Source organism: Desulfopila aestuarii DSM 18488 (genome assembly GCF_900143695.1).
Taxonomy (GTDB): domain Bacteria; phylum Desulfobacterota; class Desulfobulbia; order Desulfobulbales; family Desulfocapsaceae; genus Desulfopila; species Desulfopila aestuarii.
In genome coordinates this window covers 106909-122216 of record NZ_FRFE01000007.1, presented here as the reverse complement: position 1 = coordinate 122216, position 15308 = coordinate 106909, and the positions used below count along the sequence as shown (strand labels likewise).

At 51.8% G+C, this 15308-nt stretch carries 16 protein-coding genes; 13 read left to right on the top strand and 3 right to left on the bottom strand.

Features of this window, described 5'->3' with window-relative positions; genetic code table 11:
• Positions 1–169 precede the first annotated feature (169 nt).
• The 9 genes from galE (at position 170) to hypD (ending at position 11530) form a co-directional block, all read left to right on the top strand.
• Positions 170–1189: a UDP-glucose 4-epimerase GalE gene (galE, locus tag BUF15_RS09160; protein WP_073613172.1), complete on the top strand. Its 1020-nt coding sequence runs from the start codon at positions 170–172 to the stop codon at positions 1187–1189.
• Positions 1190–1797: 608 nt separating this feature from the next.
• A complete protein-coding gene (locus BUF15_RS09155) occupies positions 1798–2280 on the top strand; it encodes a hydrogenase maturation protease (protein ID WP_073613171.1) in 483 nt (160 codons plus the stop codon).
• Between the two features lie 18 nt (positions 2281–2298).
• Positions 2299–3747, top strand: a complete 1449-nt coding sequence (locus BUF15_RS28055) for a 4Fe-4S dicluster domain-containing protein (RefSeq protein ID WP_327021859.1) — start codon at positions 2299–2301, stop codon at positions 3745–3747.
• Positions 3748–3838: 91 nt separating this feature from the next.
• The gene (locus BUF15_RS09145; protein WP_084553789.1) at positions 3839–6892 is read left to right on the top strand and encodes an FAD-dependent oxidoreductase; all 3054 of its coding nucleotides are present in this window, start codon (positions 3839–3841) and stop codon (positions 6890–6892) included.
• A 50-nt stretch (positions 6893–6942) separates the two neighbouring features.
• Positions 6943–7362, top strand: coding sequence for a hydrogenase iron-sulfur subunit (locus tag BUF15_RS09140; RefSeq protein WP_159441267.1), 420 nt, complete (start codon positions 6943–6945; stop codon positions 7360–7362).
• An 11-nt stretch (positions 7363–7373) separates the two neighbouring features.
• Complete coding sequence (locus tag BUF15_RS09135; protein WP_073613170.1) at positions 7374–8318, top strand: NADH-quinone oxidoreductase subunit B family protein; 945 nt, start codon at positions 7374–7376, stop codon at positions 8316–8318.
• A 1-nt stretch (position 8319) separates the two neighbouring features.
• A complete protein-coding gene (locus tag BUF15_RS09130) occupies positions 8320–9672 on the top strand; it encodes a Ni/Fe hydrogenase subunit alpha (RefSeq protein WP_073613169.1) in 1353 nt (450 codons plus the stop codon).
• Between the two features lie 360 nt (positions 9673–10032).
• Entirely contained in the window at positions 10033–10290 is a 258-nt protein-coding gene (locus tag BUF15_RS09125) for a hypothetical protein (protein ID WP_073613168.1), read from the top strand.
• Between the two features lie 157 nt (positions 10291–10447).
• Positions 10448–11530, top strand: a complete 1083-nt coding sequence (hypD, locus tag BUF15_RS09120; protein WP_073613167.1) for a hydrogenase formation protein HypD — start codon at positions 10448–10450, stop codon at positions 11528–11530.
• Positions 11531–11620: 90 nt separating this feature from the next.
• Here the strand turns inward: hypD and BUF15_RS09115 are convergent, their stop codons facing one another.
• Both BUF15_RS09115 and BUF15_RS09110 read right to left on the bottom strand, forming a co-directional pair.
• A complete protein-coding gene (locus tag BUF15_RS09115; protein WP_073613166.1) occupies positions 11621–11950 on the bottom strand; it encodes a PilZ domain-containing protein in 330 nt (109 codons plus the stop codon).
• A gap of 229 nt (positions 11951–12179) precedes the next feature.
• Positions 12180–12509: a hypothetical protein gene (locus BUF15_RS09110; RefSeq protein WP_073613165.1), complete on the bottom strand. Its 330-nt coding sequence runs from the start codon at positions 12507–12509 to the stop codon at positions 12180–12182.
• Positions 12510–12766: 257 nt separating this feature from the next.
• On the opposite strand from BUF15_RS09110, the gene BUF15_RS09105 reads away from it, so the two are divergent.
• The 4 genes from BUF15_RS09105 to BUF15_RS09095 all read left to right on the top strand — a co-directional run bounded on the left by BUF15_RS09105 (position 12767) and on the right by BUF15_RS09095 (position 14618).
• Complete coding sequence (locus tag BUF15_RS09105) at positions 12767–13240, top strand: MauE/DoxX family redox-associated membrane protein (RefSeq protein ID WP_073613164.1); 474 nt, start codon at positions 12767–12769, stop codon at positions 13238–13240.
• Positions 13237–13761 carry a rhodanese-like domain-containing protein gene (locus BUF15_RS09100; RefSeq protein ID WP_073613163.1) on the top strand — a complete coding sequence of 175 codons (525 nt, stop codon included), beginning with the start codon at positions 13237–13239 and terminating at the stop codon, positions 13759–13761. Before BUF15_RS09105 ends, BUF15_RS09100 begins: the two co-directional genes overlap by 4 nt.
• Before the next feature lie 142 nt (positions 13762–13903).
• The gene (locus BUF15_RS27070) at positions 13904–14128 is read left to right on the top strand and encodes a hypothetical protein (protein WP_159441266.1); all 225 of its coding nucleotides are present in this window, start codon (positions 13904–13906) and stop codon (positions 14126–14128) included.
• Positions 14076–14618 carry a rhodanese-like domain-containing protein gene (locus BUF15_RS09095; protein WP_159441265.1) on the top strand — a complete coding sequence of 181 codons (543 nt, stop codon included), beginning with the start codon at positions 14076–14078 and terminating at the stop codon, positions 14616–14618. Before BUF15_RS27070 ends, BUF15_RS09095 begins: the two co-directional genes overlap by 53 nt.
• Positions 14619–14809: 191 nt before the next feature.
• On the opposite strand, the gene BUF15_RS09090 is transcribed toward BUF15_RS09095, so the two are convergent.
• Positions 14810–15256, bottom strand: coding sequence for an AP2 domain-containing protein (locus BUF15_RS09090; protein ID WP_073613162.1), 447 nt, complete (start codon positions 15254–15256; stop codon positions 14810–14812).
• Between the last annotated feature and the right edge of the window lie 52 nt (positions 15257–15308).

The following is a 15308-nucleotide window of genomic DNA, read 5'->3' as shown; positions in this document are numbered from 1 at the left end:
TAACATGAAGGCCTGAGCATCAGTATTGCTCAGGCCTTGTCGTTTTCTTTCTGGAAAAATCCTGCTCTTTCTGATTGCCATGATGGCATTCTGTATTACTATGCATCTGATTACAGAGAAAAAAATATTTATTCCCACGACGAAATTTAATCCATAAGGCAGGTGCAACATGCATATTCTCGTCACCGGTGGAGCCGGATATATCGGCAGTCATACCTGTATTGAACTGCTTAACTGCGGGCACAGGGTGACTGTGGTCGATAATCTCGTAAATGCCAAGAAAGAGGCACTGAAACGGGTCGAGGAACTGACCGGTAAGACGGTCTCGTTTCATCACGTGGATCTTCTGGATAAGGATCGACTTGACACGGTTTTTGCGACGACTGATGAACCTTTTGATGCGGTCATTCATTTCGCGGGTCTGAAGGCGGTGGGCGAGTCTGTTCAGAAGCCGTTGCTCTATTATCATAATAACCTCACCGGTACGTTTATTCTTGCCGAGGTGATGGCAAAGTATGGGGTGAAGAACATCGTTTTCAGTTCGTCGGCCACCGTCTATGGCGACCCGGCGACGGTGCCGATCCTCGAGAATTTTCCGCTTTCATGCACGAACCCTTACGGGCGGACCAAACTGATGATTGAAGAGATTCTCACCGATGTTCAGCTGGCCGACCCGGCATGGAACGTCATCCTGCTCAGATATTTCAACCCGGTGGGCGCCCATAAGAGTGGCAGGATAGGGGAAGATCCGAACGGTATCCCCAACAACCTGATGCCCTATGTTTCGCAGGTGGCGGTTGGCAAGCTGGACAAACTGACCGTCTTTGGCAATGATTATCCCACTAAGGATGGCACCGGCGTGCGGGACTATATTCACGTGGTTGATCTTGCCATCGGTCATGTACGGGCCATCGAAAAGTTGACGGAAAGAACCGGGGTGGTGGTCTACAATCTCGGTACCGGCCAGGGATACAGCGTACTGGATATGGTTAAGGCCTTCAAAAAAGCCAGCGGCCGAGAGGTGCCCTATGTGATTGCTGGCCGTCGGGCCGGAGATATAGCTGCCTGTTATGCTGATCCCGCCAAAGCGCTCACTGAACTGGGTTGGAAAGCTGAGCGTGGTATTGCTGAGATGTGTGAGGATACCTGGCGCTGGCAGATGCAGAATCCGCAAGGATATCCGGGATGATATAGCCCCTTGCCTCCCATCCCTTCCTTGGTGTCAATGCCTCTTTCGTTTGGCTGTCGTGCTCAATCGCAACCGAACGGAAGAGACGACTTCTGAACCGATCCGTTTTCCCCTTCTTGCTTTCGTGCGGCAGTCATCATGCCGCCGTCCATCGAACTTTCTGTGAAGTCTGCTCTTTTCTGCAGAGCCCATCCGTATGGTGAAATTCATTTCTTTTACAAGATCATCAGTCTTGGGAATGAGGTTTCCGATCCACTGGACGAGGTGTCCTAATTGTCTGTTTATTAATAAATAAAATCAAAATCATGTGTGGATAGGTGGGGTTGGTTTGTCGGAGTTGCCAGCAACCTGGTCAATTTGGTCGCAACTTAGAGAAGCTGGCACGGTCAACCATAGGATATGGGGAGGTTATTCCTACGCTGTGGATGGTGCTACGGTGTGGGTTGGTGAAACGCGGTTTCTGAAAATACTTTAATAAATAACTATTAAAAACGAGATGATATGTGAATAACGCCCAGACCTATATAAATAACTGCTTGAACTTGTAAGGGGCGAGTGGTAGTTTGGCGAATAATTGCAACTCAAGCACACTTTGCACAAGGGGAACAATGGTACGCTCAACGATAATTTTTGGCTGCGGTAACGAAATTATGGGGGACGACGGTTTTGGGCCGGCAGTTGTTGAACGGCTCAATAGTTCCTCTATTTTACCTGAAAGCGTGGAGGCTGTCGACGCCGGAACCGGTGTTCGGGAGTACCTGTTTGATTATCTGCTTTCCAGCGAGGAGCGGCCGGAAACGATCGTCATTCTTGACGCGGTCGATTTTCCGGGGAAGGAGCCGGGTGAGGTTTTCCGGATTCGCCCTGCCGATATCCCTGCCAAGAAGATCCACGATTTTTCCCTTCATCAGTTTCCCACCGTCAATCTGCTGCTTGAACTTGAACAGCACACCGGGATCCGCGTGATCATTCTCGCGGCCCAGGTTGAATATATCCCGGAGGAGATCGCGCCGGGTTTGACACCAGCCATGTCTGCTGCCGTTTCCCGAGCATGTGAAGAGATCTTTCGCATTCTTTCCGAACAAAGCTAAGTGAGGTAACCGTTTATGATGTACGAATTTAAAGTCAGTGAGCTGGCGGAGGAATTTGGAGTACATCGGAACACCATAAGAAACTGGATCAACGCCGGAACCCTTCCTGCCAAGGAAGGCCCAGGGCGCAAGTATCTTATGAAGTTCCAGGACTACCAGGGGCTTTGCGACAAATTTGGTCGTGAGCCTCTCGTTCGTCCCACCAGCCATGTGGACCCTAAAGCTGTCAAACCGATTGAAAAGGTGGAAAGCGAGCCTATTGTGCTCACCGACACCTCAAGTTCTCTGGTGCTTGATCCTTCCTGGGCGGATAGCTGTCTTACCTGCGGCTCCTGCGCCAGTGCCTGCCCCATCTCCGGTGTGGGCGGTCTGGATCCACGAAAGATTGTCCGCATGGCGGTCTTCGGCATGGACCAGGAACTGCTCGAATCCAGTTGGCCATGGAAATGTACCATGTGCGCCAAATGTGAGGAGGCCTGCCCGGCCGGAATCAAGATCACTGCCCTTATGCGGAAAATTCGTGGTTCACGGGATAGAAACCTCGTTCCCGGTCCCATCCACAAAGGGGTGCAGATGTGTCTTGAGCGCGGCAACAACCTCGGTATCCCCAAAGACGACTTTCTTTTCCTCTGTGAGGATCTGGGCGAAGAATTGGCTGAGGACGAGTGTCCGGGATTCAAGACGCCCATAGACGTCCATGGTGCCCGGGTGATGGTGACGGTAAACTCCAAGGAGCCGTTTGCCGAGCCGGATGACATGAAATGGTGGTGGAAGATCTTTTATGCTGCCGGAGAATCCTGGACCATCCCTTCCGAACACTGGGAAGGTGTCAACTGGGGGCTTTTCTCCGGAGATGACGAGGCCATGAAAATCGTGGTCGGCCGGATCGTCGACAACATGCGGAGGTTGAACTGTAAAATTCTCCTCCTACCAGAGTGAGGCCACGCCTATTTCGCAACCCGGTCCGGGTTGATCAAGTGGTTCCCAGAAGCACTCAACGAGTTCAAGATCATGACGGTCTTTGACCTGCTGCTTGAATACATCAAAGAAGGCAGGATTCAGCTCGACAAATCTATCCACAATATGCCGGCGGCCTATCATGACCCCTGCAACTACGGGCGAAAGTCACTGAAAGCTTTCGGTCAGGCGTATTTCGAAGAGGGGCGGGCAGTTGCCGGTGCCTGTGTCGAAGATCTGCGTGAGCTTTACCCCAATCGAAACGGCGCCTACTGCTGTGGCGCGGGTGGCGGTGCCTGGGCGATGCCCTATGCTGAGGAGCGTGTCTTTTACGGCCGCGTAAAGGCCCGGCAGATTCAGGAATCCGGAGCAGAGCTTATCATTGCGCCCTGTCACAACTGTCGCGATCAGATCATGAAGTCGCTTACCAAGGAATATGATCTGCATATCGAGGTGAAATACCTCTGGGAGCTGGTGGCGGATTCGCTGATTCTTCCCAAAAAGCAGTAAGGAAAAGCGGCTCATTTACGAGACTGACAATCGATGCGGAACCCAGACGGTCAAGTGGGCCGCGTCTATATAAAGAGAGGAGAAACCTGTCATGCTGGACAATAACAAGATTGGGTCGGTGATGATCGTGGGTGGTGGTGTCACAGGGATGCAGGCAGCCCTGGACCTCGCTGACTCCGGTTATTATGTCTACCTGGTTGAGAAGTCGGGCGCGATCGGCGGGGCTATGGCTCAGCTGGACAAGACCTTCCCTACCAACGACTGCTCGATGTGAATTATCGCGCCAAAACTGGTGGAGTGCGGTCGGCACTTAAATATAAAGTTGATGACGTTAAGCGAAGTTACCGGGATCGCGGGTGATGCTGGCAATTTCACTGTTACGGTTAAAGAAGCTCCACGTTATGTGGACATGGAAAAATGTATCGCCTGCGGGGCCTGTACCGAAAAATGCCCCAAGAAGGTAGACAGCGAATATGACGCGGCAACCGGTAAGCGCAAGGCGATTTTTGTAAAATACGCTCAGGCGGTACCGCTGAAGTACCAGATAGATGCGGAAAACTGTATCCGTTTGAAAAAGCCTGGTGCCTGTGGGTTCTGCGAGAAGGTATGTGACGCCGGTGCGATCAATTTTAATGACACTGAGAAGATCCACTCGATCAACGTCGGTGCGGTCATTCTCTCGCCGGGTTTTGAAGCCTATGATCCCAAGCCTGCCCAGGTCTGGGGCTATGGTGACTTCCCCAACGTCATCACTTCGTTGCAGCTGGAGCGGTATCTCTCCGCCTCAGGTCCCACTGAAGGGCATCTAGTACGGCCGTCGGACGGCAAGCCGGTGAATAAGGTCGCCTTTTTGCAGTGTGTCGGCTCCCGTGATGAGAATCTCTGCAACAATGGGTATTGCTCGTCGGTCTGCTGCATGTACGCCATAAAAGAGGCGGTGATCGCCAAGGATCACGTTCCTGGCCTGGCGACCTCCATTTTTTATATGGATATGAGGACCCACGGCAAGGAGTTCGACCGGTATATGGACCGCGCCAAGAACGAGGTGGGTGTCCGTTTTGTTCGCTGCAAAGTGAATGGCGTTGAGCCTGCAGGTTCGACAGGTGATCTGCGCATCTCCTATGTGAATGAACAGGGGCGGCAGCTTGAGGAGTATTACGATCTGGTGGTGCTCTCGGTTGGTTTGCAGACCTCGAAAGAGACAATGGCGCTTGCCGATATCGCCGGTATCAGTCTGACCGCTGACAAGTTTGCCGCAACGTCCGATTTCGCACCGGTCACCACCTCCCGTGAGGGCATTTTCACCTGCGGTACTTTCTCCGGACCAAAGGACATCCCCCAGTCGGTGGTTGAAGGCTCGGCAGCGGCCGCGGCAGTGTCGGAAGTTCTGGCCCCGGCCCGGCATCAGCTGTCCACCGAGGCGACCTTTCCCGAAGAGCTTGATGTGGCCAACGAAGACCCGCGTCTTGGGGTGTTTGTCTGCCATTGCGGTTCCAATATTGCCGGTGTTGTCGATGTCGCGGCGGTGGAGGAGTATGCGAAGAGTCTGCCGAATGTGGTCTATGTCGAGCGGAATCTCTTCTCCTGTTCTCAGGATACCCAGGATATGATCGTCAAGCGTATCCGCGAGCAGAAGCTGAACCGGATCGTGATCGCCGCTTGTACCCCGAGGACTCATGAACCGTTGTTTCGCGAGACGTTGAAGGCTGCAGGTTTGAACGAATATCTGGTCGAAATGGCCAATATTAGAAACCAGAATGCCTGGGTTCACTCGGACACTCCGGCCATGGCCACCGCCAAGGCCAAGGATCTGGTACGGATGGCCGCAGCCAAGGTGACGTATGGTACCTCACTGAAAAACATCAGTGTGCCGATCACCCAGAAAGGACTTGTTATCGGCGGCGGTGTAGCCGGGATGACGGCAGCCCTGAACATGGCTGAGCAGGGCTTTGATGTCCATCTTATCGAACGGACCGATGTTCTGGGCGGAAATGCCCTGCACCTCAAGCATACCTGGTCGGGAGAACATATCCCGGGGCGGCTCGGAAAACTGATCGACAAGGTGATCTGGAACGAGCGAATCGTGATCCATAAGCAGCATGAGGTGGTCGGCGTTGAAGGCTTTGTCGGCAATTTCCGCACCACCATCAGGAGCCGGGAAGGACAGACTGCGACCATCGAACATGGTGTGACAGTCGTTGCAACCGGCGGATCGATCTACTCACCCGATGAGTATGGCTATCGGCGGCTCAAAAAGGTGGTGAACTCGATCGAGTTCGATAAGCTCCACGAGTTGAAGGAAAAGCATGTCAGCTCGGCAAACACCTTCGTTTTCATCCAGTGTGTCGGCTCCCGTGAAGAGGATGCCATGTACTGCTCGAAAGTCTGCTGCACCCACTCGGTACAGACAGCTATTCGGTTGAAGAAAGAGGACCCGAAACGTAATATTTTCATCCTCTTCCGTGACATGCGTACATACGGTCAGCGGGAGGCGCTGTACCGGCAGGCCCGGAAGATGGGCATCATCTTCATTAACTACGAGTTGCACGGTAAGCCGACAGTGACGGAGAACGGTCAGGTGCTCGATGTTGAAGTCTGGGATCATGTATTGCATCGTCCGCTGAAGATTGTGGCGGATATGGTGATTCTTGCTTCCGCCATAAGGCCGAAGGACAACGCCAAAGACCTGGCCAAGATGCTCAAGGTGCCGGTGGATGGTGACGGCTTCTTCATCGAAGCGCACGCTAAACTGCGACCGGTTGATTTCTCCACCGACGGTATGTTCGTGGCTGGTCTTGCGCATTATCCAAAACCGATGGAGGAATCGGTGGCCCAGGCCCTTGCCGCTTCTTCCCGCGCGGCGACGCTGTTGTCGAAGATGGCGGTTTCCCTTGATGCGATCAAGGCGATCGTTGATGAGAAGAACTGCGACGGTTGTGCTCTGTGTGTCGATGTCTGCCCCTACAAGGCAATCACCCTGATGGATCGTGGGGACGAAAGCGGAGGCAAGATCGTCGCCGTCAACGTTGCCAAGTGTAAGGGATGCGGCCTTTGTATGGGCACTTGTCCGAAACGTGGCGTCTATGTGGCCGGTTTCACCATGAAGCAGATCAGCAGCCAGATTCAGGCCGCTCTAGCCGTCTGAAATCGTGGTGCATTTACGAATATGAGTTATGGAACAAAGGAGTAGATCACATGAGTTTTGAGCCGAAGATCATTGCATTTTGCTGCAACTGGTGCTCCTACGCCGCTGCTGATCTCGCGGGTATTTCCAGGATGCAGTATCCGCATAACGTGCGGATAATCCGGGTCATGTGCTCCGGCATGGTCCACCCGGAGTATGTCATGGACGCCCTGAACCAAGGGGCGGACGGGGTTATGGTACTTGGCTGACACCTTGGTGAATGTCATTACCTGGATGGTAATTATACAGCCTTGAGTCGCTCCGATATGATCAACGATCTGATGGAGGATTTTGGATACGACAGCAGCCGCTTCGAAATTGCCTGGGTTTCCTCGGCGGAACCCGACAAGTTTGCCGCAGCGGTAACGAAAATGACCAACCGGATCAAACAGTTGGGCCCAATTAACAGTCAGGATGCCGAATTGGCATAAAGGAGGTTGAGATGGGAGTAACGACTGCTTTGGAGTGGCTTGGGTCATGTTCAGGCTGCGAAATCGCAATACTCAATATCGGAGAGGACCTGATTCCGATCATTACCGAGGCGCTTGATATTGTTCATGCTCCGGTATTGATGGATCATAAATATTTTGGTCAGACCGGCGAGGGGATGACACTCACGATCCCTAAGGCGGTGGTGGGTATCGTCACCGGCGGGGTCAGTAACCATGAGCATCTCGAGGTTTTGGAAGAGATGCGGGCCAAGTGCGACGTCTTGATCGCCCTTGGCACCTGTGCCACTCATGGTGGTATTCCTGCACTGATGAACGGTCAGGATCGCCAGCAGAGCTGGGAGGATATCTTTGCAACGCATACCACGGACCCCGGGGCCAAAATCCCGACCGTGGAGGTGCCGGCACCGCTTGATCGGGTTTATGCCTGTGACGAGAAGGTGAAAATTGATATGCAGTTGCCTGGCTGTCCACCCAATCCGGCCCATATTGCTGAAGTGCTTATGTCACTTCTCGAGAACCGGGCTCCGGTACTGCCGGGCAAAAGTGTCTGCGACACCTGTCCTGTCAAACGGGAGGGCAAGGGGGATGTCGGTCAGATCCGGCGCTTTGTCACCAACGCCAAATACAAGGCGGATGAGCCGTTAAGCGAGATGCGCTGCCTTTTGGAGCAGGGTTTTCTTTGTCTTGGGCCGGTGACGGTAGCTGGCTGCTCCCGCCGTGGGGCGCCGAGCTGTATCTCTGCACGGGTTCCTTGTCGCGGCTGTTTTGGCCCGGTACGAAAAGATGGCAACCAGATGCTGGACATGATGAACGCACTTGCCAGCAACGGCATTGACTACAAGTCGGTTATCGACAGGCGTTCCGTGTTGCGTTTTTCCGGCGCTCATGGAATGCTCAAGCCGCTCAGGAAGCGGCCAACCAAGGAGGAGGCATAACATGGGAACTGTTTTAAACATAGCCCCGGTCTCCCGCATTGAAGGACATGCAAAGATTGCCATTCATCTCGATGATAATGGCAATGTGGAAGACGCATTCCTCCACATCCAGTCCCTGCGGGGGTTCGAAAAATTTATTGAGGGGCGGCCGGCCGAGGAGGTTCCTCGTATCGTTAACCGGATCTGCGGTATCTGTCCCTGGATGCATCATCTGGCCTCCAACAAGGCGGTGGATGGGGCGTTTGGGGTAAAACCGACGGCGACCGGCCATAAGTTACGAGAATTGTGCCAGGTGATGGCGCATATAAATGATAAGATTCTCCATTTCTTCTTTCTGGCCTCACCTGATTTTGTGCTGGGGCCGGATGCCGATTACTCGGTGAGAAACGTTATCGGCATTGCCAAGGCGAACCCCGAGTTGGCCACCAAGGTAGTGAAGATGCGCCAGCTGGGGCAGATGATGCTTGAGCGCTTTGCCGGCAAGGCGATTCACCCCATCGCTGGTGTTGTGGGTGGTTTTGCCAAGCCGATGCTTGAAGAAGAACGGCTGGAGCTGAAAAGAGATGCCGAGACGTTACTTGATTTCTCTCTCTATTCGCTTGATTTCGCGATAAACAATGTCTTTTCAAAATACATGGATGTCATCAGCGAGTTGGGGAATATCACCACCGGCTTTCTTGGCACCGTGGATCGTGAAGACGGTTCGCTCAGGATCTATGACGGCAAGCAGCGGTTGATGAAACCGGATGGCAGCTATGTCGATTTTGAGGGTGACGATTACGCCGACTATCTTGGCGAGCATGTGGAGCCCTGGGCCTATTCGAAAATGCCCTACGCCAAATCCTGGAACGAAGGTTTTGACCTCGATCTGGCAGCTCCGCGCGGGATCTACCGATCCAATACCCTTGCCAGAATCAACGTTTGTGATAAGATCTCCACTCCGCGGGCCAATGCGGCGCTGGAGCAGTTCCGCAGTCAGTTCGGGCGACCGGCACAGCAGACCTTGTTGTACCATTATGCGCGACTGATCGAGATGGTCTACGCCTGTGAGCGTACCCTTGAGTTGCTTGAGTGGGATGGCATCACCGATACCGATATCCGGGCCAAGGTTGAACCGAAGGCCGGACGCGGTGTAGGTATTGTCGAAGCTCCGCGTGGGACGCTCATCCATGACTATGTCACGGATGCCAACGGCTGCATCGAGAGTGCCAACCTGATTGTCGGTACTACCCACAACATCGCACCCATGAATATGAGTGTGAAGCAGGCGGCTACCTCGCTTATCAAGGATGGTAATTATAACGAAGGGTTGTTGAACCAGGTGGAAATGGCGGTGCGCGCCTACGACCCGTGAATGTCTTGCGCAACCCACCGCCTGGATGGCGGTGTACCTGTAGCAGTAACCATCATCGATTCCAAAGGTAAGGAAATCGATAGACTGGCCAATTAACACCGGTCAGCAAGCCTATGCCACTCAGGCTTGTCCGGAGTGGCTGGCTGATCATTTTAGTGAATAGATAATTCGACACAAATTCATTAGCAGGCATTTTTTCATAAATCTGCCTGTTATTGGTTAGTTGCATATGTCCGTAAAGCTGATGCATTTCTCCCGGCCGTTTTTTTGATGATGATTTGGTCGAGAATGTTATAGTAAGGGCGTATGTGGGACAATCCTGCTGAACAGGCACAATTTGTTCAATCCAAGGAGAGCAAGATGCCACAACGAAGTGAAAGGGGTAAACGTGTTCAGGTTCGGGCGGAAAATCCATCCGGCGTTTGCGGGTATGTCGATCACATGACCATCGACGAACTCAAGGCTCGCGCCGTTGGTGAGGAATTTGATGCAACCTGTCCTGCCTGCGGTATGTTTCACCTGACCAAGGAAGAGATTGAGCTGCTTAATAACGAAAAAATTACGAGATCCCAGAATTTTGCAGATATGAGGAAGGAAGCGGAAGAAAACGTTGAATAATATCTGTGATCCGCAGTGAATACTCATCAAGATATGCCGGCTGGCTCGTACAACCAGCCGGCTTCTTATCTCGCTTGACCCTGGCGGGTCGGCTTCGTTGCCGTCATCGCCGTTTGCACGCATAAACTGTCAGTTCCTTGAATGAGAAGGTGGCGAATTGAGAAAGCCGGAAGAGTTGCTCCAGAGGCTACACGAAATTGTCGACAGACCAATCCGAATTATGGTTGTGTGCGGTGCGCATAACCAGGCAATATTACGTTATCGGCTCCGGGAGGAGCTGCCAAGCAGGCTGGAATTAGTTTCGGGGCCGGGCTGTTCGGTCTGCGTTATGCCGGCTGGCCATGTTGATGCTTTTGTCAAGGTTGCGCTGCAACCTGATGTGATTACCACCACCTGTGAGGATCTGCTGCAGGTACCTGGCAGTAGGGAATCGCTGGCATCGATCCGCCAAAAAGGAGCACTGGTAGAGGTTATCTCCTCGCCGCGTGATTGTCTTGATGTGGCACGTCGTAATCCGGACAAGATTATCGTCTATCCGGCGGTTGGTTTTGAGGCGACTGCCCCGTCTGTTGCCGAGACCATCCTGGAAGCCGCGAGCGAGGGCATCACAAATTTCTGTGTTATCCCTTCTATCCGCTTGCTGCCGCCTACCATCGATTCCATTATGTGCGACCCGGAGGTCGATATCGATGGTCTGCTCTGTTCCGATCATGTTACCACAATTTCCGATACCGAGGCATACACTGCTCTTGCGAAAAAGTATAATATTTCCTGTTGCATAGCAGGATTTGACAAGAGTGATATCCTGCGAGGGTTGATCTCAATGGTGATGCAGATCCGCCATGGTGTATCGCTTTTTGACGACAGCTCGGCTGTCATCTACTCGTCTGAAGATAACCAGAATGCCCGGCGGATGGTTTCTGAGGTGTTTTTTGCCGTCGATACCGCATGGCGCGGTCTTGGTACAATTGCCGAGTCAGGCTTCGTGATCCGCGATGAATTGTCATTGTACGATGCGACCAAGCGTTTTAACGTCCGGTTCGGGGAAGGAGAGGAACGCTGCTCCTGCCATTGCGACATGATCATTTCCGGCCGTGGCTTGCCGCCGGATTGTCCGTCATTTGGAATGGCCTGCACACCGCAGAATCCTATCGGGCCCTGTATGATCTCCAGTGAGGGCATCTGTGCATCCTACTTTAAATATAATCTGGAGCCTTCCCGGGCGGCACAGCATGCCTGATTGCTAGAGGGGAGCTTAACAGAGCAAAAAACGGCGGCAGGAACAACAGTTCCTGTCGCCGTTTTTCTTTTGTGCGATCTCGTTAGGGGGTTATCCCCAGATATCGTCCTTGTCTGGTTCAATTTGCAGAATAAATTCCGTCCAGTCCCATGGGCTATTCTCAATCTGGCCGCCAATGGTCTTGGTTTGGCCGGTATCTGTTTCCCATTTCTGCCTGACCAGAAGTTTGAAATGGTTTCCCTGTCCGTCAATAATCACTGAAAGAATGTCCGCACTGGCGTCCAACGTTTTGGGGATGTGGTTGAGCGACATACCGAATCGGGAGATGTCCATTACTGTCCCGGTGAAAAAGCCCTTGCCGTCCGAAATATCCGCGCTTAACCCGCGAATGGGAATTCGTGGATGTTTCCGTTTGTCCATATGCATCACCTGCAGCTGAATTAATGTGACCGGTTCTCCGGATATCTCCGGATAACGGCGCGTGCACCGGTTCTCTCTTCTCTCTTCCCCGGTGTGAAATACCAAGGACAGCCTGCCTCTGTATTTCTTCCACCCCCTTATTTCATTGTAGACATGGGGCAGAAAAAGCCAAGGAGAAAAACCTGACAGAAGAGTGCTGGCATGGGCGAAAAACGGAAATTTATAATGGTCAGGGGAGGATGAGATGGCCAAAGGCCATGAAAAGAAAAATGATCCCGCCAATGATAAGGAGATTGCCTAACGGGCAGGGATTGCGGCTACGGTGGTGGATTCGTCGTAGATCACTGTTATTATTCTCTGTGTAATTGGCTGCGGTTTGCTTTGGATGATTTACTATCTCGCCGATACCTATGAGAAAAAATCCGGCAGCAAGATAGAGGATGGTCTGATTCCTCGTGACAAGACAGGGCTGGATGATCCATAGACCACCGAGAATGGGTGATGTGGCGAGAAGCAGAAAAGCTGCTTTTAGGAGATGCGGTATTCTGTTAGCTCCCATCGTGACTCCAGCGTTGGATAGAAAGGTGAGGGGGATAGCTGTTATTTGATTATAGCGCGATTGTAGAAGGCAAGTGAAGTGGAAAGTCTCACTCTGTTGCAGTGTATTGGAATGTCGGATGAAACTCCATACTCTGATCGGGATTAACGATTTGACAAATCGACAGCATCACGCGATATTTGGCGCCTTGATACGATGGCTTTGGGCAGAAAAACCGTGTGGCCGACGTCGATGAGCTGGATGAGCAATGGAGAAGTATGGAACCAAAGGGCAGTGGTAGCAAGAGACGTACAACCTGGCTTGACCGTGGCGCGCGCTGGCTGCTGGCTGGGATCTTTCTCTACGCCTGCCTTCCCAAACTGCTTGATCCCGCGCTGTTTGCAAACGTCATAGCGGCGTATGGTCTGTTACCGACGTTTCTGCTGCTGCCGGTGGCGATCGTCCTGCCATTGGTGGAGCTGCTTGCTGCACTTCTGTTACTTATGAACAGAAAGGCAGGCCTTTGGCTCACTGCAGTGCTTTTGGGCATCTTTATAGCGGTTCTCTCCTATGGCATCCATCTGGGTCTCGATATTGACTGCGGCTGTTTTAGTGCTGAAGATCCCGAACATACTGCGTTCTCCGGCTTACGTACCGCACTTATTCGAGATCTTTTGTTACTTATCCCCCTGACTTATGGTTTCTGGCATTCTTTTTCTAAATTATCCACTCAACACGGAGAACAGCGATGAAAAAAACATTGATTACACTATTGGTTGCAGCATCATTCTGCTTTGGCGGAAACGCCTTTGCCTTTGGCACTTCAAAGTTTGAGCAGGAAGTTACAACTGAGAGTTCGGCGGTGAAGTTGGTACGAGAAGTTCAGCAAGGCGGATATGATGTAATCACCACCGAGGAACTGCATCAGGCCATTGCCGCAAATGAGGATATTCTCATTATTGACACCATGCCTTATGAGAACAGCTACAAGAAGAATCATATACCTGGTGCAAAACAGTTTCTTTTTCCCATCCCTGAAATGAGCGAATGGAACAGCGAGGAAACTGGGGGTAAGAGCGAAGCTGACTATGCGGCACTGCTGGGTGCTGATAAAAATAAAAAGATCGTTGTCTACTGTGGCTTCGTTAAGTGTACCCGTAGCCATAACGGGGCTCTGTGGGCCAAAAAAATGGGTTACACCAATGTCTTCCGTCATCCGGGCGGGATCTTTGCCTGGAAGGGTGCGGATTACGAGGTTGACGCCGTCAAATAAGGTCTGGTACTGAGCTGCGCTGCCAAATGGGGAATTTCGTGTTAAAATAGTCGAAATTCCCCTTTTTGCGTGTTGCAGGCGGTATTTGATGATAACTGCCGGGTCGCTATCCTTTTTGAGAGCCGAAGGTAGGTTACCACCAATGGCTGTCATCAAAATCCGCCTGATCGAAATAGATTGTCCAGGTATTGCGCTGGCTCAGATGGTACGAAAAAGACCGGAAAGGGCAGGCAGAGTGCTCTCCGCTGATGTTTATTTAAAACCAGATCCTTTTCATCAAAGAGACTTGCTGAGTAACCGACAGGGAAATGTGGATGAAGACGATCTCCAAAATATTTATTGTCCTGCTGGCAACGCTTCTGCTTAGCGGTTTTCGCTGGTCGCTCATGTTTGGTGAACTTGAATGGGCGGATATCGATCAGGCTCTTGATCAAGATTTCCCAACCGTCCGGCAATTGAGCGTGGAAGAGGTGCGGTCAATGCTGGATAGTAATCAACAATTTGTTTTGGTCGATGTTCGTGAACCGGCGGAATACCAGGTCAGTCATCTGCCAAATGCCCTTCCTGCAGACGCATTTCAACCTGAAAAAAGTGAGAAGGACCTGTTGATTGTTGCCTACTGCTCTGTTGGTCTGCGCTCGGCAAAGTATGTCCAGCAATTACAACAGCAGGGCCTTCAAAATGTCTATAACCTGCGTGGCTCAATTTTCATGTGGGCCAATAAAGGCTATCCGTTGGAGAGTGATAATGGGCCTGTGGCGAGGGTTCATCCCTTTAATGAGCGCTGGGGAAAACTGCTGCGACCTGAATTGCGCAGTGAGAAAAACGGAGATGATGTACCGGCTAGACGACCATGATGGGATTACGTCAGGTTTCAGGAAGGTTGTGTCTGGAGCATTGTGATGAAGCTATTAGGCAGGGCGCCATGGGAAACGTGTCTTCATTTTCTACCCCATCGCTCAAGCCTGTTTTCATGAAGTAGCAATATTTTCAAAAGACTCCCCGACAACACACTCTGCAGAGTTGTCAGGGAGCCTTCGGGAGGAGGCTATGCGGAGTACTCGAGGCGAGACTGTTCTTTTTGCTGGCGAATAGCGCACGCTTTGGCAAATGCAGATTTTTTGCCGTGTTTCTTAATGGAAACGGAGGTTTTTCCTTGTTTGCCCTGATGGGTTACCCAGCTTACCTCATACCTGCTCAGTTTTTCATTCAGCCGCACGCCGACAACGCCGGTGCTTGAGTTGCTGACGGTAACCATATGCTTGTTTGTGCGTATTTTCCCAATCTTCTTCTCAATTTTGTCTCGCCAGGAGATTGCCGACAACAGGCTTGAATATCTTCCACCACATTTTTTGTCAGAAAAAAACTTTGAATGTGTCTTGCCAATAAAGCGCACACGTACATACCAGCCATGTGTTCGTTTTGACTCCTGATCAATGCGCGCTATGTCCTTGTGCTTTTCCAGCAACATTTTCTGTTTCTCAAATTCTTTCATTGTTCCCTCGTAGTGTAAAGTTTGTAACACTGTTAGCTATCCCACCAGGGAA

Bases quoted from the DNA above. Each gene is read 5' to 3' on its own strand.
- BUF15_RS09110 (WP_073613165.1), bottom strand. From the start codon at position 12,509: ATGGGAGCTAACAGAATACCGCATCTCCTAAAAGCAGCTTTTCTGCTT.
- BUF15_RS27070 (WP_159441266.1), top strand. From the start codon at position 13,904: ATGGCTGTCATCAAAATCCGCCTGATCGAAATAGATTGTCCAGGTATT.
- BUF15_RS09135 (WP_073613170.1), top strand. From the start codon at position 7,374: ATGGGAGTAACGACTGCTTTGGAGTGGCTTGGGTCATGTTCAGGCTGC.
- BUF15_RS09090 (WP_073613162.1), bottom strand. From the start codon at position 15,256: ATGAAAGAATTTGAGAAACAGAAAATGTTGCTGGAAAAGCACAAGGAC.
- galE (WP_073613172.1), top strand. From the start codon at position 170: ATGCATATTCTCGTCACCGGTGGAGCCGGATATATCGGCAGTCATACC.
- BUF15_RS09155 (WP_073613171.1), top strand. From the start codon at position 1,798: ATGGTACGCTCAACGATAATTTTTGGCTGCGGTAACGAAATTATGGGG.
- BUF15_RS09105 (WP_073613164.1), top strand. From the start codon at position 12,767: ATGGAACCAAAGGGCAGTGGTAGCAAGAGACGTACAACCTGGCTTGAC.
- BUF15_RS09130 (WP_073613169.1), top strand. From the start codon at position 8,320: ATGGGAACTGTTTTAAACATAGCCCCGGTCTCCCGCATTGAAGGACAT.
- BUF15_RS09115 (WP_073613166.1), bottom strand. From the start codon at position 11,950: ATGGACAAACGGAAACATCCACGAATTCCCATTCGCGGGTTAAGCGCG.
- BUF15_RS09095 (WP_159441265.1), top strand. From the start codon at position 14,076: ATGAAGACGATCTCCAAAATATTTATTGTCCTGCTGGCAACGCTTCTG.
- BUF15_RS09125 (WP_073613168.1), top strand. From the start codon at position 10,033: ATGCCACAACGAAGTGAAAGGGGTAAACGTGTTCAGGTTCGGGCGGAA.
- BUF15_RS09100 (WP_073613163.1), top strand. From the start codon at position 13,237: ATGAAAAAAACATTGATTACACTATTGGTTGCAGCATCATTCTGCTTT.